This window comes from Nostoc sp. PCC 9305 (assembly GCF_963920915.1).
Taxonomy (GTDB): domain Bacteria; phylum Cyanobacteriota; class Cyanobacteriia; order Cyanobacteriales; family Nostocaceae; genus Nostoc.
In genome coordinates this window covers 1-23,764 of the sequence record NZ_CAWUDN010000084.1, presented here as the reverse complement: position 1 = coordinate 23,764, position 23,764 = coordinate 1, and the positions used below count along the sequence as shown (strand labels likewise).

The following is a 23,764-nucleotide window of genomic DNA, read 5'->3' as shown; positions in this document are numbered from 1 at the left end:
TATTTACAGCATTAAAACTTTAGTAATTGGCTACAAAACCACAAAAAAAGGCAGATTTTGTGTATGCTCTGTGACTAAGTGCCTTAGCAATACTTTCCGGGAGTAAACATGGAACGCGCCATCTCTGCGTTGGGAATTTTAGTTTTTCTCAGTATATCCTACGCCTTCTCTGTTAATCGTCGTGCAGTGCGTTGGCGCATAGTCGTATGGGGTTTGGGATTGGAATTTTTGTTTGCACTTGTGATTCTTAAAACTGCTTGGGGTTTAACTGTGTTTAAATCTCTGGGGGATATTGTCGGCCAATTTTTAGCATTTTCTGATGTTGGTGCAAAATTTGTCTTTGGAGAAAATTTTAAGGATCATTTCTTTGCCTTCCAAGTGCTGCCGACAATTATCTTTTTCTCTGCCTTCATCAGTGTCTTGTATTACTACGGCATTTTACAACGAGTCGTAAATGTGATGGCGTGGGTAATGATGAAAACGATGAAAACGTCGGGTTCTGAATCTTTATCCTGTGCAGGTAACATCTTTTTGGGGCCAACAGAGTCGGCGCTGATGGTTAAACCTTATATAGCGAATATGACGCAATCGGAACTCCATGCCGTGATGACGGGTGGTTTTGCCACAATTGCGGCGGGAGTACTAGGAGCATATCTTTCCTTTGGCATCCCAGCAGAACACCTGATTGCTGCTTTCTTTATGACTGCTCCCACTTCGTTGGTGGTATCAAAATTACTTTACCCAGAAACAGAAGTATCAGAGACGGCTGGTAAAGCAAAAGCATATATAGAAACCAATTATGTCAATGTAATTGATGCTGCTACCACCGGAGCAATTGACGGCGTGAAGCTAGCAGTTAATGTTGGGGTGATGATTATCGCCTTTTTAGGGTTATTGGCTGCCCTGAATGCACTTTTGGGATGGTTAGGGGCATTTGTGGGCTTACAGCAACTCTCATTACAGTGGATTTTGTCTTTTCTTATGGCTCCCGTGGCGTGGCTAATGGGCATACCTTGGGCTGATTGTCGGCAAGTTGGGGCTTTATTGGGTACAAAAACAATTTTGAATGAGTTTATTGCTTTTTTGGATTTAAAAGCACTAATTGAAAGTGGAAAAATCTCTCAACGGGCAGTAATTATTACAACTTACGCATTATGTAATTTTGCAAATATCGGTTCAATTGGTATTACCATTGGCGGCATTGCGGGGATAGCACCTAATCGCCAGCATGACTTAGCTCGCATGGGTGTAAGGTCAATGATTGGCGGATTGTTAGCGGGTTTTATCACCGCTTGTATTGCTGGGGTGTTGATTTGAAAAAGTTAGAGAGATGCGATAAATCGCCGACTCCAACTGTCTTTAATTTTGAAGTAATGAGTAATAAGTAATAAATAATGGGTATTACTCATTACTCATTACTCATTACTCATTTATTTATTGACAGACTACTACTCATCTGTAGAGTAGAACTGTTGGGCGTAAAAACGGGCATACCGTCCTTCTTGAGACAACAGGGAGGTGTGAGTACCAGCTTCAACCACCTCTCCTTGTTCGATGACGAGAATGCAGTCAGCTCGACGAACGCTGCTCAAGCGATGGGCAATAATAAATACGGTACGATTTTGCATCACTCGTTCTAGTGCTTCTTGAACTAGTGCTTCTGATTCAGAATCGAGGGCAGAGGTGGCCTCATCCAGGATGAGAATTCGAGGATCGTTGGCAACTGCTCTGGCGATCGCTAATCTTTGGCGTTGTCCTCCCGATAGGTTAACTCCACGCTCTCCCACCCAAGTCTGATAACCCTGTGAAAACTGGGTGATAAAGGAGTGAGCGTTGGCAATCTTGGCTGCTTCTTGAATCGCTGCCAAATCTAATTCTTCTTGACCGTAACCGATATTTTCAGCGATCGTTCCCGAAAAAAGGGTAACATCTTGGGGAACAATGCCAATTTGATGGCGCAAGCTGGTGAGTGTGACATCACGAATATCAAGATCGTCAACCAGAATTTGACCCCTTTGAGGGTCATAGAAGCGAAGTAAAAGGTTGATTAACGTCGATTTACCGGCTCCAGAAGAACCAACCAAGGCAATCACATCACCAGGAGAAGCATCTAGGCAGAGATCCTTTAGCACTGGCTGGTCGGGATTGTAGGCGAAATCGACATGACGATACTCTACCTTGCCCATAACTCGTGGCATTGCCTGAGCATTCGATTTTTCGCTGATACTAGGTTCCTTCGCCATCAGTTCAAAGATGCGTTCAACAGAAGCTTCGGTCTGTTTGTACTCGTTGTAATTGCTAATCATCAGGTCGATTGGCTGAATCAGTAAAGCCACAGCAGCCAAGAAACTGATAAACCCTTGAGCAGTCAGCTGATTCTGAGAAATCTGCCATCCTCCCAATAAAAACAGCAGCATAATACTAACTGCTTCCAAAAAACCGACAACGGGAAACTGAATGGATTTGAGTTGTAGAGCGCGATACTTAGCTTGGCGATTGATTTCTGCTTCTTTATTGAATCGCTTCACCTCATATTCTTGGGCTGCAAAAGCTTGAACGACGCGAATCCCACTAAATACTTCAGTTAGCATCGCCGACAAATTGGAAACCTGATTTTGGCTCTGGCGAGATAGCACGAGTAATCGCTGACCAAATTGCCCGATTAACCAAGCCATTAAAGGAGCCAAAACCAAACCCGCAAGAGTGAGCGGCCAATTCAGGTAGAGCATGTAAATGGGAATTGCAATTAACTGCAACAAATTGGAAAGAAACTGATGGGATAACTTGTCCACAATTTCGCCGACGCGATCGATATCTTCAGTCAGGCGATAAGTCAAGTCTCCGGTCTGTGTGGTTTCAAAGTAATCTAATCCAAGTTTGTGCAGGTGAGCATAAACCCGCTTACGCAAGTTTAAAACCATGTTCAGGGCAGCAGCGATCATAAAGACATTCTGCCCGTATTGACAAAGCCCTCGAATCAAAAATACTAAAGTGGCTAGTCCGAGCCAGTAGGCAATCTTGTTTACATTTCCCTGGCCAAGATAAAAAGCGACCTGACCTGCTAAATAGGGCACTGCTAGAGTAAATAACACAAATCCTAAGATACAAGCCAATCCCCGGATTAACAGCGGCCATTGGGGCCAGAGATAAGGCAACAGTTGCCAGTAACTAGAGCGGACTTTCATAAGTAAGTAAGAATTCAGGAGTCAGGAGTCAGGATTCAGAATTGAGATGCATTACGGCGTTAGCCTACCACATCATGTTACCGAACCGTGCCGACTCCTGAATTCTGACGCAATTTCTACTCAGTTTCTCCTAGAGAGTTTAGTAGAAAGCGGGCAATTCTCTCAGATGCGCCGGGTGGGCCAAATCGCTCAGGGCCATTTTCTTTGCACTTCGCGAGGTAGTCTGAATCTTGTAAAGTTTCAACTACTCGTTTAGCTGCTTGCTTGAGAATCTCAGGGGTTGCTGGCTTAGTGCCGATAGTTTGGGCAGAAATTCCCAACAGTCGCGTTTGCGCTTCTGCAAATTGATAGGTAAATTGAGGGCCTTCTCCGGGAATCTGGATAATAGGTTTGCCGATCGCTACAGCTAAATCCACTGCCAACCCTGCCATACCAATGACGAGGTTAGAATAATATACGATATCACTGAAGGCATCTGAGTAACATCTCACTTCTACAAGCGGTGATTCCTCAGCAGAACTTCCTGGAGGAGAATAGGTGAGTATACCTTGATTCAGTTGCCAACCTTGACTTTTAGCAATGTCGTCTAATTGCGCCATCAAATTTGGTAGTAAGGCGGCACGAAACTGGAATCCTGGCTCAGGCATCACCTTGGCGATTTCTATCACCAGTTGCAACTGCAAACAGAAATTTCGCGCGGCTTCCGGCATCCGCGATCCTGGTAAAAGTGCGATCGCAGGAACGTCCGGTTTTAGGTACAAGTCTTTGCCAGTGGGGACAAGGCGATCTAAAGCCGGAATTCCACCAAACTGAGCCTTAGCTATACCTTGCCGTTGGAGATCGAAAGCCGTATAGGAATCTCTGGTGAAAACTGTCAGACATCGAGAAGAATTAAGGTCGTGCCACAGCAGTGGATTGATACGCAATCGCCCTTCATAGAGGGCAGAAAGACAAGAGATAAATGAAACGAAGGGACGCTTTGTTAAGTAAGCAAATGTCTGGGAGACAAAATCCCCAGTAGACATAATTAAATCGCAGTTGGGAGCATACTGCAACACCGCTTGTAATTGTTGCCACGTTAAGCCAATCAATCCCGATTGAAAATCTTTGAGCAAATAGAGGCGCTTCATGTAAAAGAATCCGCCAGAGGGCATTATTTGTGTGGGCCCAATAATGGGAATGTCCAAGCTGCGGTAAGCTTTTCCTTCACCCACAATTGGCATTGCCGCCATCTCAATCGAAGGACACAATTGGCGCAGGGTCTGAATTACATGAGAGGTGTGGTTGTCCTCTCCGTGGCCGTTACTGATAAACAAGATTCGCTTAGAAGGCATCTTGGGGTTTGGATAGGTCTAAAATGCTTGTTTGGTGAGATTTTTAACCTACATTGGGTGAGTAGGCTAAGAGATTGATAGTATTTTTACTATTGAGAGTTTGTCATTTTATAGACAAATCTACAAAGTTACTTTTTCAGGTATAAACCGGAATGGAATTATTGCTAATTCCTGGTTTTGCAAACGCTAATCTATCAGAGAATACAGTATTAGGAGTACAAGCGCTATGGGTACATTAGACTTCTTGCATGAATCAAAAGCCCTCACCCTAAATCCCTCTCCCATTTTTGGGAGAGGGACTTTTAAATTGGCTCCCCTTCTCCCAAAAATGAGAGAAGGGGTTGGGGGATGTAGCAAGATCCCGCAGGGTGGGCAAATTTTGTATTTGTGCAAGAGACTTCATGAGCTGCGCTCACAAGAAACAATGAAAATATCTTTTCCTCGTGCCTCCTGCCTGGTTGTTGAGTTTCGACTACGCTCAACTGCCGCGTAGTCGAAACACTTCCTCTGCCTTATTTTCAAGGCAGTTCTATCGATCTGATTTCAATTCCAATATGCACTAATTGTTGCAACTTCTGCATTATGTAACTTCTTGGCAAATATCGGTTAAATATTCTATTTTGTTAAAATTCAAATTTTTTGTAGATACTCAGGTGGCACACAATCGACTAACCAAACACCATTAGCCGAACAATAGAAGATGTAACCTGCCTGATGCATTGCCGCAGTATTTACAGCAAAAACTACTGGTTTTCCATGCCTTGCACCAACAGTTTGTGCTGTTTCTATATCCTTTGATAAATGGACATGATGTCGCGACATTTTGCAAAGTCCTGTTTGCAGAATTAACTCTACAGATTTGCGTCCCGTGCCGTGATAAAGCCGATCTGGAGGAACAACAGCTTCTAATTGTAAATCGACTTTTACACTATGTCCTTGGTTTGCACGAATAAGATTACCTGTAGAATCAAAAGAAAAGCGTTGTTTCTCATTTAATTCAACTACCACCTGTAATTCCTGGCGGGTAATCGGAAACTTATTTTCAGCACAAGCGGTAAGTAAATCATCAACAGCAACCCAACCACCAGGAGCAAGTTTAATGCCAATAGCATCCGGTGTATGTCGCAGATATTTGCTGAGATATTTGCTGATTTTGACGAGTCGAGACTCACTCATTTGATTGTGGTTAGCATGTTTATACTACAATTATAGTTTTTTGTAGCATATAATTTTTATTGATGGTTTTATTTGGTGTAAATTGACAGAATTTGTCTTCCTATCATGGCTAATGCCACTCCAACGATCGCAATGAGTGTCACCTTTCCACCAGGAACGAGTGGTTGATTTGTGCTATCTGAGTTTTCACGTTGCTTCCAACTCATTAACGCCGGAATAATTCCACCGAGAACTGAAATACTAAATGTTCCAGTGTAATCTAGGGCAGTAAAAAAGATGCTGGGGTTAAGCGTTCCGAGAGTCATCGGCGGAAAAAGAACCAGGGAATAGAGGGGTAAGCGGCTAGAAAGTTGCCACTGTGCAGGCAGGAAAATATCTTTGAACAAATCCAGCAACCCGTACACAAATCCAATGAATGATGTGACGATCGCAAACTCTGAAAAGATGGATACTAGCACTCCTAACCATTGCCCCGCACTACCTCCTCGGAGAATTTGTAGTGGATCGAAAATACTTGTACTATCAGAAGTGCTATGTAGCATCTCGGGACTGACGCTTCCTAAAATTACGGCATTCCACGCCAAGAACATAATTAGAGGAATCACAGAACCAATAAAAATAGACTGACGAATTTTGCGGGTATCCCCTTCGAGTTGCGTCACAACCAGCGGCACAACGTTTTGGAAAAACAGCGCCACAGACATCACTGAAATGGCACTACCAAGGGCACTCCAGTTCTGAAATAATAGTTGGGCACTCTGAATATGCCTTCCTCCCAGAAATAATAGTCCTAAGAAGGAAACAATGACAATTCCGACAAAGGCGCTGTTTAATTTCTCTATAAATTTTTCTCGCCCAAGATACATAATGCCACCAAATAAGAGCGTGAAAGCCATTGTGCCCATCCACGTCGGCAATATCTGCATACCCCAGACTTTTGCCGCCGCCACTCCTAAAATCTCTCCGCCTTCGGTGATGTATGCCACCAACAGAGCATAGTGCATGAATAAATATGCACCGCCAGCAATTCGCGCTCCCACTTTACCAAGGATCTTCTCAACAACTCCTAAAAAACCTATACTTGAAAGCCCTTCTGTTCGCATCGTGTTTAAGGTAACTTCTGCAACCAATAACCCCGAAACTAGAGCGTAGAGCCAAACTGCAATCAGTCCAGATGTGGATGGTACAATCCCAGATGGCAGCGTAACGGCTGGTAGAGCGAGAATCCCAGCCCCAACGGTAGTTCCTGCAATCAATGCAGTACTCCCCAATACACTACCTGGTTGATGATTGAGTTTTTTGCCATCAAATTCGAGATGAGAAAACAACCGAGTGACTGGCTCTGAATTTTTTAGAACGGTCTTTATGGGAACCATACTGAATATCCGTACCTAAACCAAACAATATTAACATATGTAAATGTTGTTCGTAAAAGCCCTGATTTTCTTGGTTTTTCAAGCAGATTTTTTTGCTAGATAAGCGATCGCTACTTCATTATCAACACAATTTTTGGATTACAAATGTCACTTGTAGCACTTTATTAATGAAATAGATTACGCAGGAAAAACATTTTCCCTGTATACAGATGTAGTTTAAATAAATGAAAACTTGTTTAAGAAGATGTTTGAAAAGTATTATTGCTAATATTAAAACCTCAGAAACCTAACCCACCAAGTAAGCTTTCTCTCCAAGTAAATGGAAGTGTGTTTTCATCCAAGCAGAGAAAAACTAAAACTGAGTTTCAAAGCCTCTAACCCTGTGGGAGAGAGAAATGGAAGTGGGGTAAAAAGCTATGCCACAGTTTTACTAAATATTCGAATGGCTCGGTTTCACCAGGGATAAAATTTACATTTACAGATACTTAGTTTTGCCTTATTATCAAAAATAACTGCATCAATACCTGATTTAGCGTTGAAACTGGCTAATTTTTCCACAAAGCAATATTGTCTTTTGAAAGCCAGTTATTGAGAGATATTGGCATTTTTGGGAGATGCCAATCGGGTTAAATAAAGAAGTTAGCTAGAATAAAGTGCGATGTTTTTCATATTTTATTTAATTTATCAATCTGGAGTTATTGTTCCACAACTATCTTCTTCTATTTTCCTTTGAGAATTTCCTCTATGGAGATGCATCTACTCGGTTTTAGGTGACGTTGATGAAACAAGCAAGCAAACGCAGACGGGGTGTAATCCTTACCCTACAAGGCTGGGAGAAATTTCGGGATGCCAAAGCTCAAGCCGAATTTGATGAGAATGCTGGAGATAGCTTTTCATTAGAAGAACTAAGCGATCGCACCCGTTTAGCTCTACACACTATATCTAGAATTTTGGCACGCTTGGAACCTGTAGATAAAACTTCCTTGCAGTTTGCCTTCGCTGCCTTTGGGCTGGAGTTATCTCAAAGCGATTATACCCGGCCTACCTCGACCTTAGAGGAACTAGAAACTCGACAACAAAACCCAGAGTATGATTGGCAAGAAGCACCAGATGTATCTGTATTTTTTGGTCGCGGTGAAGAATTATTGCAGCTCCGACACTGGATATTAGAAGAACGATGTCGTCTAGTTGGACTGCTGGGAATTGGTGGTATTGGCAAAAGCACTTTAGTGGTGAAGTTGGGGCTGCAAATTCAAAGCGAATTTGAGGTAGTAGTGTGGCGCAGCCTGCAAAATGCACCACCAGTAGACGAGCAATTAACCAACATACTGCAATCTCTGCTGTTGGCGCTGCGAAAGGAGATGGTAATACCCGAAAGCTTTGATAGCAAACTAGCAAAGCTGATGGAATGTTTGCAATCAAACCGTTGTCTGCTGATTTTAGACAATGTAGAGACAATTCTCTCTGGTGGTCAAGCAGGGCAATGTCGTCCTGGCTATGAGGGATATGGTCAATTACTCAAGCGCGTTGGTGAAGTACCCCATATTAGTTGTGTTCTGTTCACTTCTAGAGAAAAACCCAGAGAAATTGTACCGTTAGAAGGAGACAGAACAGGAGTGCGATCGCTCCCATTAAAAGGATTAAATTCTATTGAGGGACAAGAGTTATTCCAGCAAAAAGGGCAATTCACGGGAACAGAACGAGAATGGCAAGAACTCATCGAGCATTACGGGGGTAATCCCTTAGCGCTCAAGATGGTAGCAGCCGGAACCCAAGAGCTTTTCGACGGTAGAATTGCCCCGGTTTTAGAGTATGTGGAACACGGGATACTAATTTTTGAGGACATTGGCGACTTGTTAGAACGGCAGTTCTACCATTTGTCAGTAGTACAAGAGGAAGTAATGTATTGGCTAGCAATTAATCGAGAGCCAGTATCCCTTACCGAGTTAGTTGCTGATATAGTGACATCATCTTCCCAGCGTCTCGTACCTTCAGCAATTAAATCTCTATTGCAACGGTCATTAATTGAAAAAAGCGGTGAGCATTTCTTCCTGCAACCAGTCGTGATGGAATATAGCACCCAGCGGTTGGTTAAACAACTTTGTCAAGAATTAGTAAGGGAAAAGTCTGTCCGTTTAGGTTTATTCCAAACCCATGCTTTAATCAAAGCAACAAGCAAAGACTACATCCGGGAGACACAAAAGCAATTAATTGTGGAACCCTTGCTTGAGGAATTATTGCTAGATATAGGCAGTCAACAAAAGCTGGTAATTTTGTTGCAGGATGTATTGGAACAGCAAAGACATCAAACTGCAATATTAGCAGGATATGCAGGGGGCAATATCCTCAACTTGTTAGCGCATTTACAAATAAATTTTCAGGGGTATGATTTCTCAAATTTGAGCATTAGGCAAGCTGACCTACAGGGTGTAAATTTAGCTGGAGTTAATTTCCAAAATACTGCTTTTGATCAATCTGTATTTGCTACAAGCTTCAAGAGTGTTTTGTCAATTGCCTTGAGTCCAGATGGAAAACAATTGGCTACGGGCGATCAGCATGGACAAATTCATTTATGGCAAATGGCAGATGGAAAAAACTTGTTGACATTCAAGGGGCATGAAGATTTTATTTGGACAGTCACCTTTAGTCCAGATGGGAAAACCCTGGCAAGTGGTGGTCATCATGGACTCGTCAAATTATGGGATACACAAACAGGAAAATGTCTAAAAACTTTAGATAAACATACAGGTATTGTTTGGTCTGTCAGCTTTAGTCCGGATGGTCAAACTCTAGCAAGTGGTAGTCAAGATACTTCAATTCGGTTGTGGGATGTCCATCTAGGTGAGTGCCTCAAAGTATTGCATGGTCATACTGGTTGGGTGTGTTCAGTCAGGTTTAATCCAGATGGTTCTATCCTAGCCAGTGGTAGTGATGATTGCGACATTCGCTTCTGGGATATCAGTAGAGGTATTTGTATAAAAACTTTGCAAGGTCATGTTGGCAAGGTATTGTCGGTTCGCTTCAGTCCAGATGGTAAAACCCTTGCCAGTGGCAGTAGTGACTACTCTGTTCGGTTATGGAATGTGAGTAAAGGTAATTGCATCAAAACATTTCAAGGCCATAAAAATGATGTATCGTCAGTTTGCTTTAGTTCAGATGGTCAAACTATAGCCACGGGTAGTTTTGACTCCAGTGTAAGGTTGTGGAATGTGCAGCAAGGTACGTGCGCTAAAATTTTACACGGACATACCAGTGAAGTGTTCTCGATCACTTTTAGTTTAGATTGTCAAACCCTAGTTAGTTGCGGTAATGATTCGAGTGTGCGTTTATGGAATGTAAGTAAAGGTGTGTGCGTGAGAACTTTACAGGGTCATGATAGTGGGGTGTATTCGGTCAGCTTTAACTCTGATGATTGTATGTTGGCGACAGGTAATTTAGATAGTTTGGTTCGGCTATGGGATGTTGCCTCTGGATACTCTACTAAAATTTTACAAGGTCACACAGAGCGGGTATCGTCAGTTAGCTTTAGTCCTGATGGTTCTTTACTAGCGAGTGGCAGTGAGGACGACAGCATTAAGCTGTGGGATGTTATTTCTGGTGATTGTATTACAACGATTAACGGTCATAGCGGTGGAGTAACATCAGTTACCTTTAGTCCTGATGGTCAAACCTTGGCTAGTGCTAGTAGAGACAAGACTTTGAAGCTGTGGGATATTCACGAGCATAAATGTGTAAAAACATTAGAAGGTCACGCAGGTGATATCTGGTCAGTTACCTTTAGTCCTGATGGCAATACTTTAGCTACAGGTAGTGCGGACTGCTCGGTTAAGTTGTGGGATGTGCGTGAAGGTAAATCTATTAAAACTTTGTCAGGTCAGACTGATGGAGTCTGGTCATTGAGTTTTAGTCCTGATGGTAAAATGCTCGCTACTGGTAGTACTGATAACTCAATTCGATTGTGGGATACCAGTAACTTTACTTGCCTAAAGGTGTTACAAGAACATACTACTACTGTATGGTCAGTCAGTTTTAGCCCTGATGGTTGCACCTTGGCATCCGCCAGTTCTGACCAAACAATTCGCTTATGGGATATCAATAACTTTACCTGTGTCAGAGTGTTGCATACTCATACCAGTGGAGTATGTTCTGTTTGCTTTAATTCTGTTGGTAATATCTTGGTTCATACTAGTCAAAATGGGGGAATTAAGCTGTGGGATGTGGGAACAGGTGAGTGCATTAAAACCTTGAAAGTTGATCGCCTTTATGAAGGGATGAACATCAAGGGGGTGACTGGGTTAACAGCAGCGCAGCGTTCAGCGCTTTTGACTTTGGGGGCTGTGGAAGGTATTTGGTAGGGTTTGTTGTGAGCGATGTCTGGCGACAATAAGCAGAGCTTCTACGCTTGTTTGAGACAATGGAAGAGAGCGATCGCTCTTGGTAAACTGTTAGATGCGATCGCTCATCAAATATAAATCCCATATCACCCTTTGAGGGTGGCTTTTTGGCTTGTGATACTGTCGTTGTTAGTCCATGTATGAATCATGTTTGAAAAAATTAGAGAGATGAAACAAAAGCTACTTCAAGCTGGTTTTACATAAGGTTCTTTGCCCTTGCAGTTTCTATCTCGGTCTTGCTTAGTTAAGCCTAAGTACTTGTTAAGCTTTTCATCGTAACAGGCTTGTTGCCAGTTCTTAGCATCTTGGAGATTAGCATCTTGGAGATTAGCACCTCGAAGGTCAGCATCTTGGAGATTAGCATCTTGGAGATTAGCACCTCGAAGGTCAGCATCTTGGAGATTAGTAGGTTTTTGTTCTAAGTCTTTTAACTTATCCGCATTCACACATTTCATACCTTTGTCGTCAAAAGGACGCAGGTCAAGATTTTTGCGTTTAGCTGGTTGGAGTTTAGCAAATTTAAGGTTAGCGTTTTGGAGTTTAGCATTTTTGAGGTTAGCTCCTTCAAGACCAGCATTAGACAAGTCTGCTTTATTCAAGTAAGCCCCTTCTAATTCTATTAGCGGTAACGATGCATCTTTGAGTTTAACATCATTAATATTTGCTCCACTTAAGTTTATCACCTTGATTGTTATTGGCTTACATTTAATTGCACCATCTTTATTCTTTACAATTTCACCATCTTTATTCTTGACGCCTTCAAATAAAATTTGACCTTGAATTAAATTAGACTCATGCACAAAACGTATAAGGTGTCCCTTGTATTCCCCATTTAATCTACGTAAAGCTGTTTGTGTTTGACCTATTGCCATAGTTCTTGCATCTTCTGCTGTATCCGATAAATCTTTGGCAGTTTTAATGCTCTGAAATACTTCCAATTGTTCTTTTGTTGATTTTGGTTTTGTCTTTAAAGTTTCTTTAATATCTTTTTGAACTTTTTCATTCCTTTGTTTTGCTTCTGTTTCATTTTCTGTTAAATCTTTCTCCAGACTGAGTGATGAAATACTATCTATATACTCTTTGAGTATAGTATGTTGGTTATCTGTTTGTTGTGTATCAAATTGAGATTTACTGATATACAAAGTTGCCCATCCAACAAGAAAAGGGACAAGAATTGCTCCTAGCAAAACTCCAACTAATTCTATAGGTCTAAACAATTCTAATTCTTTCAACTCTAATGAATTCAATTCTGAATCTGTTTTTTTAGAGTTGGTTTTATCACTTTGTGTTGGCTTTTGATTATCAGATTGTGTTATTAGTGGGATGTTTGCATCACTTTTTGCATTTGGAATCTGAGGTTGTGTAGTTTGTGGCTTGATTCCATTACTTGTTGTATTTCCATTATTCGCGCTCATGTCATTGTCTCCCTGATTTTTAGTCAACATGATTTTTAGAATTGAAGCAGGCGTAAGCTTTAGATAAAACTCATTATTTTTACTTGAAATAATCTATTTACAAAATAAAAATAATGAAATTATAAATACACCAACCCAGACTAAAGTCGCATAACCTAAAACTTTAGGCAGCAATCTTGTTGCTTCTATATGTCTTTGTAAAAGAGAAGATGAATATGCCAAAAAGAACTGACTATTTATACTTGCAATTTGCGATCGCTTAATTCTTGGTTTACGATTCGCAGTCTGGTAGATGACTCGCATATAGATTTATTGGGAAAGTGCGATGTAGCTTTTACATATCCCAGTTTGCTTGCTTTCCCTTACTGACACCAGGCAACTTTAGCAAGTTATTTTCAAGTTATTTTCAATTTAAGGCTTTTGTGAATAAACAAGAGCGATCGCCCACATCAACCCCATCACCAGAAGTGCGATCGCTTATCTGACGTAGTTAGTCGCCAGAAGTGCATAGACGCAAGACGCAAAGCTGCTTGTCGCCAAACATCGCCCGATATTGAAGATATTTATCTCTGGCGATCGCTTTTAAGTCTTTTGGCTAGAACGTTTTTGACAGCGTATATGCTACCATATTTACATGGCGATTAAAATTGTACTTGATACCAGCGTTTTTATTAGTGCGCTGATTAGCTCTCAAGGTTCCAGTAGAGAACTCATTCGACGCTGTTTAAAAGGAGAATATCAGCCTTTGATGGGAAATGCTTTATTTTTGGAGTATGAGTCAGTCATTCATCGCTCAGAAATTGTTGCCAAATGCCCTTTAACTACTGAAGAAACTTCTGCTTTACTTGCATCATTGATGAGCGTAAGTAAATGGGTTTATATCTATTATTTATGGCGACCTAATTTAAAAGACGAAGCTGATAATCATTTAATTGAATTAGCAGTTGCCGGAAACGCTCAAATCATTGCCACTCACAATGTCAAAGATTTCCAAAATGCTGAATTGTTATTTCCTAACTTATCAATATTAAAACCTGAAGAACTTATTAGGAGTTAAACAAAAATGGCAACTTTAACTATTCGTTTACCAGACGATAAGCATAATAGATTGAAAGAACTGGCTCAAGCCAAAGGCATCAGTGTCAATAAATTGATTGAAGAACTTTCTACCATAGCTCTAGCAGAATTCGATGCCCATATAAGATTTAAAGCAATGGCTGCAACTGGCAACCCAGAAGAAGGATTAAGAATACTGGCTAAACTTGATGCTCTGACAGAATAGAGCTTGTAGGGCGATTATGCAAACACTAACTGGAGGCGATCGCATCAGCCCCATCATCAAAAGTGCGTAGGCGCAGCCCGCCGTAGGCATCGCGGTTTGTCAATTTGGGAATTTAACTTTTCAATTCAATCCCACAGAAAACAATTTACCAACTTGCGCCAAATCTACATTTCCACCGCTAATGATGACACCAACTCTCGCCTCTGGTGCTGTCACCACACCTTCGAGTAAGGCTGCTGCTGCAAGCACTCCAGTGGGTTCAACGACAATTTTCAGACGTTCCCACAAGAAAAACATGGTGCGAAGAATCGCCTCTTCCGATACCGTCACCATGTCATCGACGTAATGCAGCACTAAGGGGAAAGTAATTTTACCAAGGCTAGGAGTCCGCGCGCCATCGGCGATGGTATTAGGATTTTTGACGGTTTGCAGGGTTTTGGTGTGAAAGGAGCGGGTAGCATCGTCGGCAAGGGCTGGTTCTACGCCGATGACTTTACAATTGGGTAAAAGTGACTTGGCTGCGATCGCACATCCTGAAAGTAATCCACCACCGCCACAACAAACTAATAGTAAGTCCAACTCACCAACTTCTTGGATTAGTTCTAAAGCGGTTGTTCCCTGTCCAGCGATGACATGGGGATGATCGTAAGGGGGAATGAGTGTCAAAGAGCGATCGCGTGCTAATTTTTGGGCTAATTCTTCTCGATTTGTTTCTTGGCGATTGTACAAAATTATCTCTGCACCATAACCACGAGTGGCAGTTTGTTTAACGGCAGGAGCATCATCAGGCATGACAATAGTGGTGGGAATATTTAGTAGTTGTCCAGCTAAAGCGATCGCTTGGGCATGATTTCCTGATGAATAGGTGATAACGCCTGTTTGTTTTTCTGCTACCGATAGTTGAGCTAGGGCGTTGTATGCGCCTCTAAATTTAAATGCCCCTGTGCGTTGAAAGTTTTCGCATTTAAAGAATACTTGGCTATTGGTGCGATCGTTAACGATTCTAGATGTTAGTACAGGCGTGCGGTGGGCAATCCCTAAAATTCGCTCTTGTGCTGCTTGCACGTCACTTATAGTAACGGAATTAGGTTGTGTCATTGATGATGATATGTAAGAATTCAGGAATAAGAATAGTTAAAAAATCAGCAGAATATTTGATAACAAATATACCAAGTATACTAGATTCTTTCTAAATTCTGATTCTTGGGTGTTGAATTATAACGACGAGATTAAATATTCTTGCTCTTGTTTATATAGATACAGATTTTTCTATTTGCGCCTAATATCCTGGATTGAAGCATACTCATTTCAGGTGGATAGCATCATTTTTTTTCACCATAAAAATAGCTACAGCAGACATTATATATTGCTGTAGCTAAATTTATAAACGTTAAATACGAATCCAGAAGTCAGAATAAATTAGCGGGGGATTTAAACCAATTTAAATTCTGAATTCTGGCTACTGACTTCTGAATTCTTTTTGTTAAATTAACTAACTCAAATTCGCCATTTTTTAACATGAATCAAACATACGGAAATCGGCAAAAAAGAACTGCTCTAATTACAGGAGCAGCTAGTGGTATAGGCTATCAATTAACCCAGATTTTTGCCCGTCATAATTATAATCTTGTGTTAGTAGATAAGAATGAAAAAAAACTTACTGAAATTATAGATGAATTTCCCCAGAAATTTGGCATTTCCGTCAAAATTTTTGTTAAGGATTTATCTATCCCCACATCCCCAGAAGAAATTTTTACAGAATTACAGCAAGCATCCATCAAGATTGATGTGCTAGTTAATAATGCTGGCTTTGGTACTTATGGAGCATTTAGTGAAACAGACCTCAGCACTGAACTAAAAATGCTACAGGTAAATATGGTCAGCCTGACTCATTTAACGAAGTTGTTCCTCAAAGATATGGTTGAGCAAAACTATGGAAAAATATTAAATGTGGCCTCAGCAGCTGCTTTTCAACCGGGGCCTTTAATGGCAGTTTATTTTGCTACTAAAGCCTATGTATTATCATTTTCAGAAGCGATCGCAAATGAATTAGAGGGCACAGGTGTCAGTGTGACTGTTCTTTGTCCAGGGCCAACAGCATCGCAATTTCAACAAAATGCTGCAATGGAAGATTCAAAGATTGCTAACGTTAACAGAATGATGGATACGGAAACCGTCGCTAGGATTGGTTATCGGGGCTTAATGAAAAACAAAACTGTTGTTATTCCTGGGATGAGAAATAAGATATTAACTGAAAGCGTCAGATTTACGCCTAGAAATTTAGTCACAAAGGTTGTTAGAAGTATGCATGAACTTCAAAAAAAGAGGTAGTTCGAGATTTTATACTCTTTTCAAGAAGACCCGAACAATGGATTTTCTAGACGACATAATTTCTTGTTCTGGTTTAAGCATTTGCCAAAAATCAGCTAAGATTTCGCTTTAGGAATTCCAACTAATAAATTACCCATCCTGCAAAAGTACAGTTAGAGACTTTTTCTTTGGAAGTCTCTAACTGTTTTACTGTTTTACTGACTTTTCACGGTGTATAAGAAACCTGTTTTCTACTACGGAAGAGATTTCGTGTTAGCCTCTATTACTTCTTCCAAGGGCCCCAGATAGCTAAAGTAATACCAGGGCTTTGAATGTTGACGAACAAAGTACGACCATCAGGTGAGAAACAGGCTCCAGCAAACTCACCTGTTTGGAGGGCATTACGTGCAAATTTGTAGATTTCACCACTGGGAGTAATACCGATTAAGAAATTGTCACCGTCTCCGTCCTCACAGAGAATCAGATCGCCAAAAGGTGCCACAACTAAGTTATCGGGCATATCGAGTTCATCTTTAGATTGAGACTCGACAAACAATTCAATTGTCTCTTCACCTGGAATGTAGCGCCATACCTGACCACCGCCTACAGGGCCACCATCTGTAGCAGTGAAGTAAAATTCTCCTTTGCCTTTCTTGTCCTTCTTATCCTTGTTGTCTTCATAATAAATGCCTTCCCCACGGCTAAACTGGGCTGCACCTAAGTTGCGACCTTGCACTCTGACATTATCTATAGTTGTTGGGTTGGGGTCAGGAATATTCACCCAATCTACAGACAACTTCTGTCCTACTACGAAACCGGTCTTGGTGTTGACTCCTGGTCTACCTATAATCCTCAGAGCTTGAAGAATGCCTCCTTCTTTTAACCGACCAGGAACTTTTGGGATAAAACGGTAGAAGAGGCTATCTCCTCTATCTTCAGTTTGATAGACATATCCAGTTTTGGGATCTACAGCTATAGCCTCATGATTAAACCGTCCCATCGCAACTAGAGGCACTGGGTCTACAGGAGAGGTGGCGCTAGCTGGAACCTCAAAGTTGTAACCGTGTAACTTTGTGACTCCATTAGTTGCACTTGGTATAGTTGTATCTTCTTCACAGCTAATCCATGAACCCCAAGGAGTTAAACCACCGGCACAGTTACGAATGGTTCCGCCGAGAGAGCTGAACTGTTTGATCAACTGGCGATCGCGTCCAACAACTAGAGTCGTAGTGCCACCTCTGCAAATGGGATCGTAGGGATTTGGTACTTGTACTCGTGTACCAGAATTGATGCTAAGTTCGTGATTGCGAACTAGAATGGTTGTGTTTTTGGGCCCAGGGAAGGCTGCCATACCATCATGATTACTAGGCTCTAGATTGCCATCGCTCATCAGGGTTCCTGTGCGAGAGATAACTTGATACTCAAATCCGCTTGGTAAATCTAACAAACGGTTGGGATCTGGTAAAAGTGGCCCATATCCTTTACCAAGTTTTTTACCAAAGGCTTTTCTGGCAAGAAGACCTTCCAAAGGAGACACCATCAAAGTGCCGACGGCAGTAGTACCTGCTACTGCAAAGAATTTACGTCTTGAGAGTGTCATGGGGATGATTTGGTTACTTAAGATAATGCTGAAGAAAAAATATTTGATTGTGATTAAGTTTGGGTAATGCTTTATTTAATTTAGGGTGAGTTAATAAAAAATAAATTTATATAAAAGCTTTCCAGAATTAGCTAAATTTATGCATATAAGTTTTATCTCAACAAAATTCAGGAGTCAGAATGGGCTAAACCTTAGCTATCCGCTAACAGAATGAATTTTGTACGAAAAAGCGAATGAACAACAAGGTTTAAAACCCCCACCCAATCATAGATTGGGTGGGGGTTTAATCAGTGGCGGGTCTGTAACAAGATCCCGCAGACGAGTCCGTGTACCCTTAAGCGATCGCACCAGAGCATCTCCAACTTTGCTCCTAAATTCAGAATTCAACGCCCACCAATACGATCGAATATAGGTGTAGACCAGCGATCGACTAGTTTGCCCAGAATTGACATTTCTTGAACCAAGCGGTCAAATTTCTCAGGGGTGAGAGATTGGGGGCCATCGGATAAAGCTTTTGCGGGATTGGGGTGAACTTCAATCATTAAGGCATCTGTACCAGCTGCGATCGCAGCCATTGCCATCGATGGCACATATTCAGACCTACCAGTACCATGACTGGGATCGATCATAATTGGTAAATGGGTCAGCGATCGCAACACCGGCAGCACTGATAAATCTAAAGTATTGCGGGCATATTTACCATCAAAGGTTCTAATTCCCCGCTCGCAAAGAATCACATTAGGATTTCCAGATGCCAAAATATATTCTGCCGCCATCAGCCACTCGTCAATTGTTGCAGACATACCCCGCTTCAGCAGCACTGGTTTATCTTGAGCGCCTACCTTTTTCAGCAACGAAAAGTTATGCATATTTCGCGCTCCGATTTGGATGATGTCAGCTACTCTCGCCACTGCGGATAAATCGGCAGCATCCATTAATTCTGTAACGATACCCAAACCAGTAGCTTCCCGCGCTGCTGCTAACAAATCTAAAGCGCTTTCACCATAACCTTGAAACGCATAGGGTGAAGTACGGGGTTTGTAGGCTCCGCCACGCAAAAACTGTGCCCCAGCTGCCTTCACGCGCTTTGCCGTTTCGACAATCATCGCTTCATTTTCAACAGAACAAGGCCCGGCTACCACTACAATCGGATGATGTTCGCCGAAATAGACACGACCATTAGGTGTAGGAACAATAACCTCGCTGGCTTCTCCATGTCGGAATTCTCGACTTACCCGCTTGAAAGGTTGTTGCACTCGTAATACTTGCTCAATCCAAGGGCTGAATTCCTGAACCTGTAATTTATCGATGCTAGTGGTATCACCAATTAGCCCTAGTACAACTTTATGAGTACCAACACTTTTTTCTACCGTGACTCCCCAAGTGTCACTCAGTTCTTGGCTAATGCGAGTAATTTCCTCAACAGGTGTACCGCTCTTAAGTATGATAATCATCTGTTTTTCCTTCCCTATAGTTAGTTTTTGGGTGTAATACAGTTAAAAGGGCGGTTAGAAACCGCGTCTACACAAGCAAAACCCACCTCCGTGGGTTTCAAACCCGCAATTTTTCTTAGTCCGCGGAGGCGGACTTTGCCTGTGTAGCCGCGAATTCCATTCGCCAGGGCTGTTTAGCAATTAGCGCAAAAATTCCGCAAGTTGTTCTAGTTTTGTCCAAGCTGCACCGCTTTGCAGAATTCCTTTGGCAAGAGCAATACCTTTAACACAACCTGCTAAAACATCAGTTTCCCCATGAATGGCTTCACCAACTTGCAGGGCTAAGGCTGTATTTAAAGCGACTACATCTTGTTGCGCTTGAGTGCCTCTACCTTGCAAAACTGCTTTCAAGATTTCGGCATTTTCTTCGACATCTCCACCGGATAACGCCGCAGTGGGTGCAAAACTCAAACCCAGTTCTTGAGGATTGAGCGTCAAAGAGTGGACTTTTTGATCTTGGAGTACAGCTAAATCAGTGACATCTGCCAAACCAGCTTCATCTAAACGTTCTCGTCCGTGGAGTGCGATCGCTTGCTGACATCCCAGGTGGGATAAAGCTTGAACAATTTCTTCCAGTAAAAGCGGGTCGTTCACACCAATAATTTGCCCTGTCGGTCGCATGGGATTTACTAGCGGGCCGAGCAAATTAAAAACAGTCCGCACCTTTAAAGTTTTTCGCAAAGTTGCGATCGCCTTAAGTGCAGGATGCCAGCCAGGAGCAAACAAAAAGGTGATTCCGATTTCACCCACTGCGGCTTGCACTTTTTCAGGAGTGGCATTGAGATTTATACCCAAAGCTTCCAGCACATCAGCAGAACCAGTTTTGCTGGATGCCGAACGATTGCCATGTTTGGCAACCTTTACCCCAGCAGCAGCGGCCACAAAGGCGACAGCAGTGGAAATATTAAAGGTTGAAGCACCATCTCCACCAGTTCCACAGGTGTCAATTAGAGGGACTGGGTACTGGGTACTGGGTACTGGGGATTGGGATTGTAAGACGGTGGCCATGCCGACTAATTCTTCGGCAGAGACGCCTTTGGCTTGAATTGCGGCTAAAATCGCTCCCGATAGAACATGGGGAATGGCATCTGTGAGCCAACCTTGCATCAAATCCGCAGCTTGGGGAACCGTCAACGATTGCCGATTTAGCAATTGTTGCAATAAAGCTGGCCAGTTGTAGAACTCAGAAGGGATGGAGATTTGATCGGGTGGAGTTTGCGTTACGGCGATCATTTCGTTAAGAGTCAAAGCTAGCTCGGTGGGTAAAAATTTTGATCAATAAATTCCTCTTTACTCTGTGTTCTCTGCGCCTCTGCGGTTTAAAAGAAATTAATTTTTAAACCACAGAGGCACAGAGAGCGCTGAGAAAAAACAAGAGATTTTACAAGTCTCTTGAATGGTCAATCAATTTGGGACTAATAACTAAGGACTTTTGAGACTGTTTGCACATCCTTGTCACCTCTGCCGGAACAATTTATGACGATGCGGGGGCTGCCTTTTAATTGAGGACAAAGGGTTTCGAGATATGCGATCGCATGAGCAGTTTCCAAAGCTGGGATAATTCCTTCTAGTTGCGAAAGCCTCTGGAAGGCATCTAATGCCTGTTTATCGGTGACACTGTAATATTCGGCGCGGCCAAGATCCTTTAAATAACTATGCTCAGGGCCAACGCCGGGATAATCTAATCCCGCACTAATTGAATGGGCTTCGATGACTTGACCATCATCATCTTGCAGTAGATAGCTCATTGCACCGTGCAATACACCTATTTTTCCTTTTGTCAAGGTAGCGGCGTGTTTTTCTGTATCTACACCTTCACCCGCCGCTTCTACTCCAATTAGGCGCACTGAAGGTTCATGGACAAATTCATTGAATAAGCCGATCGCGTTGGAACCTCCACCCACGCAAGCCAGTAGAATATCTGGTAATCCTCCCCATTTCTCCTGGGATTGAGCGCGAGTTTCTACACCAATTACCGCGTGGAAGTCACGGACAATCATTGGGTAGGGATGAGGCCCCGCAACGGAACCGAGGATGTAATGAGTTGTTTCCACATTCGTCACCCAATCTCGAATTGCTTCAGAAGTTGCATCCTTGAGAGTTCCCGTACCTGCCTCCACTGGACTAACTTCTGCCCCCATTAATTTCATCCGAAACACGTTCAGAGCTTGGCGTTCCATATCGTGGACGCCCATGTAAATCACACATTTCAAACCAAACCGCGCGCATACAGTTGCAGTCGCTACACCGTGTTGTCCTGCACCTGTCTCGGCAATCACCCGTTGCTTACCCATGCGTTTAGCGAGTAACACCTGAGCCAAAGCATTATTAATTTTGTGAGCGCCTGTATGATTTAAATCTTCGCGCTTTAAATAAATTTGTGGCCCAGTGCCATCTGGTCTAGCGTAGTTTGTTGTCAAGCGTTCGGCAAAATATAATGGGCTGGGTCGTCCTACATAGTCACGCAGTAAGTTTTGCAGTTCTGCTTGGAAACTCGGCTCGTTGCGATATTGATGAAATGCTGCTTCTAATTCACTTAATGCAGGCATTAAGGTTTCTGGGACGTATTTACCGCCAAATCTGCCAAACCTACCCAATGAATCTGGTTGTTGAGTTGCAGTCTTGATGTCTTGTAGACTTACCATTGGTTAAAATCCTTTTATGTTTAAGTATTTTTTACTCGCGTTCTAATTTTTTAGAACTTATGCCACAGCTAAAATCTTCTTTGCGTTTTCCTTTCACGGGTTTCGTAGATATAGCCCAGGTTTCTGTGATTCAAAACGTCTATAGGGCGCACTAAATCGTTAGAGTCAAAATTGGTAATAGGGATAATAAATCTCCTAACGCCGTAGCTTTGGGGGTAGACATACCGCCATCCCTCCCTTTTACGGTTCGTTATTCTTTATCGAACCACAGAGGCGCAGAGAACGCAGAGAGAAAAAAAGAGAGCTTTTTTATTTTGCGGAAACAATTTGTTGCAGGGATAGTTGAGTAATTGCTGTTTTAAGTTCTCGACAAAATTCTTCCACGGCTTGCAATCCTTCTGTTGGGCTACCTTCAGCTAAACGTTTTACAAAGGCGCTGCCAACAATCACTGCATCTGCACCCCATTCCATGACTTGATGTGCTTGCTCTGGTGCAGAGATGCCAAAACCAACGCCGATGGGTTTATCGGTGACGCTTCGCAACTCGGTAATTAAATGCTCTACGCGGTTTTGGATTTGAGTGCGGATACCTGTAACGCCTGTTACGCTAACGAGATAGATAAAACCTTGAGATTGACGAGCGATCGCAACAATTCTATCTTGAGAACTGGTAGGAGCTACGAGTAAAATTACCTCAATTCCAAAAGATGCAGCAGTTTGGATTAATTCTTCTGCTTCTTCTAAGGGTAAGTCTGGGACTACCAATCCCTGCACCCCAGCAGTGGCAATTTGCGCCAAAAATGTCTTAATACCCCGGTGCAAAATGGGATTGTAGTAAGTAAATAGAATTATCGGCGCTTTTAGGCTAGGAATCACTATGTGTAACATCTCTAGCACTTGCTCTAATTTCGTGCCTTTTTGCAAAGCGCGGGTTGCTGCTGCTTGAATTACAGGCCCATCTGCGAGAGGATCGGAGTAGGGAATGCCTAACTCGATAAAGTCAGCACCGTTACGATCTAAAATGCGTAAGGCTTCGGCAGTGGTTTCTAAGTTAGGATCGCCTGCTGTGATAAAAGGGATTAAAGCACACTGTTGGCGATCGCGTAAAGTTTGAAAGGAATCGGAGATAGAGGTCATGCTGAAAAATAGCTAATGATTGTTTAATAGTTTTGGAATAATTAACAATTAGCAATGCCCATGCTAAATTTTTTGTTAATGAGTCTTTGATACTCGTGAATGAGGCTTTTATCTCCGTGAACGAGTCTTTTAGCTCCGTTAATGAGTCTTTTATCTCCGTGAACGAGTCTTTTATCTCCGTTAATGAGGCTTTTATCTCCGTTAATGAGGCTTTTATCTCCGTGAACGAGTCTTTTATCTCCGTTAATGAGGCTTTTATCTCCGTTAATGAGTATTAGAGCTTAATTTTTTGAACGTAATATAGCGCTTCTCGCTTAGATGCAATACACTTTGACCTCTCTCCAAACCTCTCTCCTAAAAGGAGCTACGGTGTACACACATCTTTCTAGAAAACCAAAATCGTCGTAGATCCCCCTA

At 42.3% G+C, this 23,764-nt stretch carries 17 protein-coding genes; 5 read left to right on the top strand and 12 right to left on the bottom strand.

Features of this window, described 5'->3' with window-relative positions:
• The first annotated feature begins 108 nt into the window (after positions 1 to 108).
• Entirely contained in the window at positions 109 to 1,317 is a 1,209-nt protein-coding gene (locus tag ACM0OX_RS25860) for a NupC/NupG family nucleoside CNT transporter (RefSeq protein ID WP_414517773.1), read from the top strand.
• A 131-nt stretch (positions 1,318 to 1,448) separates the two neighbouring features.
• Here ACM0OX_RS25860 and ACM0OX_RS25855 read toward each other — a convergent pair whose 3' ends face one another.
• The 4 genes from ACM0OX_RS25855 to ACM0OX_RS25840 all read right to left on the bottom strand — a co-directional run bounded on the left by ACM0OX_RS25855 (position 1,449) and on the right by ACM0OX_RS25840 (position 7,071).
• Positions 1,449 to 3,185, bottom strand: coding sequence for an ABC transporter ATP-binding protein (locus ACM0OX_RS25855; RefSeq protein ID WP_414517771.1), 1,737 nt, complete (start codon positions 3,183 to 3,185; stop codon positions 1,449 to 1,451).
• Between the two features lie 116 nt (positions 3,186 to 3,301).
• Positions 3,302 to 4,519, bottom strand: coding sequence for a lipid-A-disaccharide synthase-related protein (locus ACM0OX_RS25850; protein ID WP_414517769.1), 1,218 nt, complete (start codon positions 4,517 to 4,519; stop codon positions 3,302 to 3,304).
• A gap of 630 nt (positions 4,520 to 5,149) precedes the next feature.
• Positions 5,150 to 5,695 (bottom strand): RNA 2'-phosphotransferase, encoded by a 546-nt coding sequence (locus ACM0OX_RS25845; protein ID WP_414517767.1) that lies wholly within the window; start codon positions 5,693 to 5,695, stop codon positions 5,150 to 5,152.
• 68 nt (positions 5,696 to 5,763) lie between these two features.
• Complete coding sequence (locus ACM0OX_RS25840) at positions 5,764 to 7,071, bottom strand: amino acid permease (RefSeq protein WP_414517765.1); 1,308 nt, start codon at positions 7,069 to 7,071, stop codon at positions 5,764 to 5,766.
• A 779-nt stretch (positions 7,072 to 7,850) separates the two neighbouring features.
• Between ACM0OX_RS25840 and ACM0OX_RS25835 the strand changes: the two genes are divergently transcribed.
• Entirely contained in the window at positions 7,851 to 11,426 is a 3,576-nt protein-coding gene (locus tag ACM0OX_RS25835; RefSeq protein WP_414517763.1) for an NB-ARC domain-containing protein, read from the top strand.
• Positions 11,427 to 11,650: 224 nt separating this feature from the next.
• Here the strand turns inward: ACM0OX_RS25835 and ACM0OX_RS25830 are convergent, their stop codons facing one another.
• Complete coding sequence (locus ACM0OX_RS25830) at positions 11,651 to 12,910, bottom strand: pentapeptide repeat-containing protein (protein ID WP_414517761.1); 1,260 nt, start codon at positions 12,908 to 12,910, stop codon at positions 11,651 to 11,653.
• Between the two features lie 604 nt (positions 12,911 to 13,514).
• On the opposite strand from ACM0OX_RS25830, the gene ACM0OX_RS25825 reads away from it, so the two are divergent.
• A complete protein-coding gene (locus ACM0OX_RS25825; RefSeq protein WP_414517759.1) occupies positions 13,515 to 13,937 on the top strand; it encodes a putative toxin-antitoxin system toxin component, PIN family in 423 nt (140 codons plus the stop codon).
• A gap of 6 nt (positions 13,938 to 13,943) precedes the next feature.
• The gene (locus ACM0OX_RS25820) at positions 13,944 to 14,162 is read left to right on the top strand and encodes a toxin-antitoxin system HicB family antitoxin (protein WP_414517757.1); all 219 of its coding nucleotides are present in this window, start codon (positions 13,944 to 13,946) and stop codon (positions 14,160 to 14,162) included.
• 120 nt (positions 14,163 to 14,282) lie between these two features.
• On the opposite strand, the gene ACM0OX_RS25815 is transcribed toward ACM0OX_RS25820, so the two are convergent.
• Positions 14,283 to 15,260 (bottom strand): threo-3-hydroxy-L-aspartate ammonia-lyase, encoded by a 978-nt coding sequence (locus tag ACM0OX_RS25815; RefSeq protein ID WP_414517755.1) that lies wholly within the window; start codon positions 15,258 to 15,260, stop codon positions 14,283 to 14,285.
• Between the two features lie 420 nt (positions 15,261 to 15,680).
• On the opposite strand from ACM0OX_RS25815, the gene ACM0OX_RS25810 reads away from it, so the two are divergent.
• Complete coding sequence (locus tag ACM0OX_RS25810; RefSeq protein ID WP_414517753.1) at positions 15,681 to 16,493, top strand: SDR family NAD(P)-dependent oxidoreductase; 813 nt, start codon at positions 15,681 to 15,683, stop codon at positions 16,491 to 16,493.
• A gap of 262 nt (positions 16,494 to 16,755) precedes the next feature.
• Here ACM0OX_RS25810 and ACM0OX_RS25805 read toward each other — a convergent pair whose 3' ends face one another.
• The 6 genes from ACM0OX_RS25805 to trpA all read right to left on the bottom strand — a co-directional run bounded on the left by ACM0OX_RS25805 (position 16,756) and on the right by trpA (position 23,347).
• Positions 16,756 to 18,072 carry an alkaline phosphatase PhoX gene (locus ACM0OX_RS25805; protein ID WP_414517751.1) on the bottom strand — a complete coding sequence of 439 codons (1,317 nt, stop codon included), beginning with the start codon at positions 18,070 to 18,072 and terminating at the stop codon, positions 16,756 to 16,758.
• Between the two features lie 264 nt (positions 18,073 to 18,336).
• A complete protein-coding gene (locus ACM0OX_RS25800) occupies positions 18,337 to 18,459 on the bottom strand; it encodes a hypothetical protein (RefSeq protein WP_414517749.1) in 123 nt (40 codons plus the stop codon).
• Positions 18,456 to 19,526, bottom strand: coding sequence for a 3-deoxy-7-phosphoheptulonate synthase (aroF, locus tag ACM0OX_RS25795; RefSeq protein WP_414517748.1), 1,071 nt, complete (start codon positions 19,524 to 19,526; stop codon positions 18,456 to 18,458). Before aroF ends, ACM0OX_RS25800 begins: the two co-directional genes overlap by 4 nt.
• Before the next feature lie 180 nt (positions 19,527 to 19,706).
• On the bottom strand, positions 19,707 to 20,798 hold the full coding sequence (gene trpD, locus ACM0OX_RS25790; protein ID WP_414517786.1) for an anthranilate phosphoribosyltransferase: 1,092 nt from the start codon (positions 20,796 to 20,798) through the stop codon (positions 19,707 to 19,709).
• Positions 20,799 to 20,980: 182 nt separating this feature from the next.
• Entirely contained in the window at positions 20,981 to 22,210 is a 1,230-nt protein-coding gene (trpB, locus tag ACM0OX_RS25785; RefSeq protein WP_414517747.1) for a tryptophan synthase subunit beta, read from the bottom strand.
• 309 nt (positions 22,211 to 22,519) lie between these two features.
• A complete protein-coding gene (gene trpA, locus ACM0OX_RS25780; RefSeq protein ID WP_414517745.1) occupies positions 22,520 to 23,347 on the bottom strand; it encodes a tryptophan synthase subunit alpha in 828 nt (275 codons plus the stop codon).
• Positions 23,348 to 23,764 lie beyond the last annotated feature (417 nt).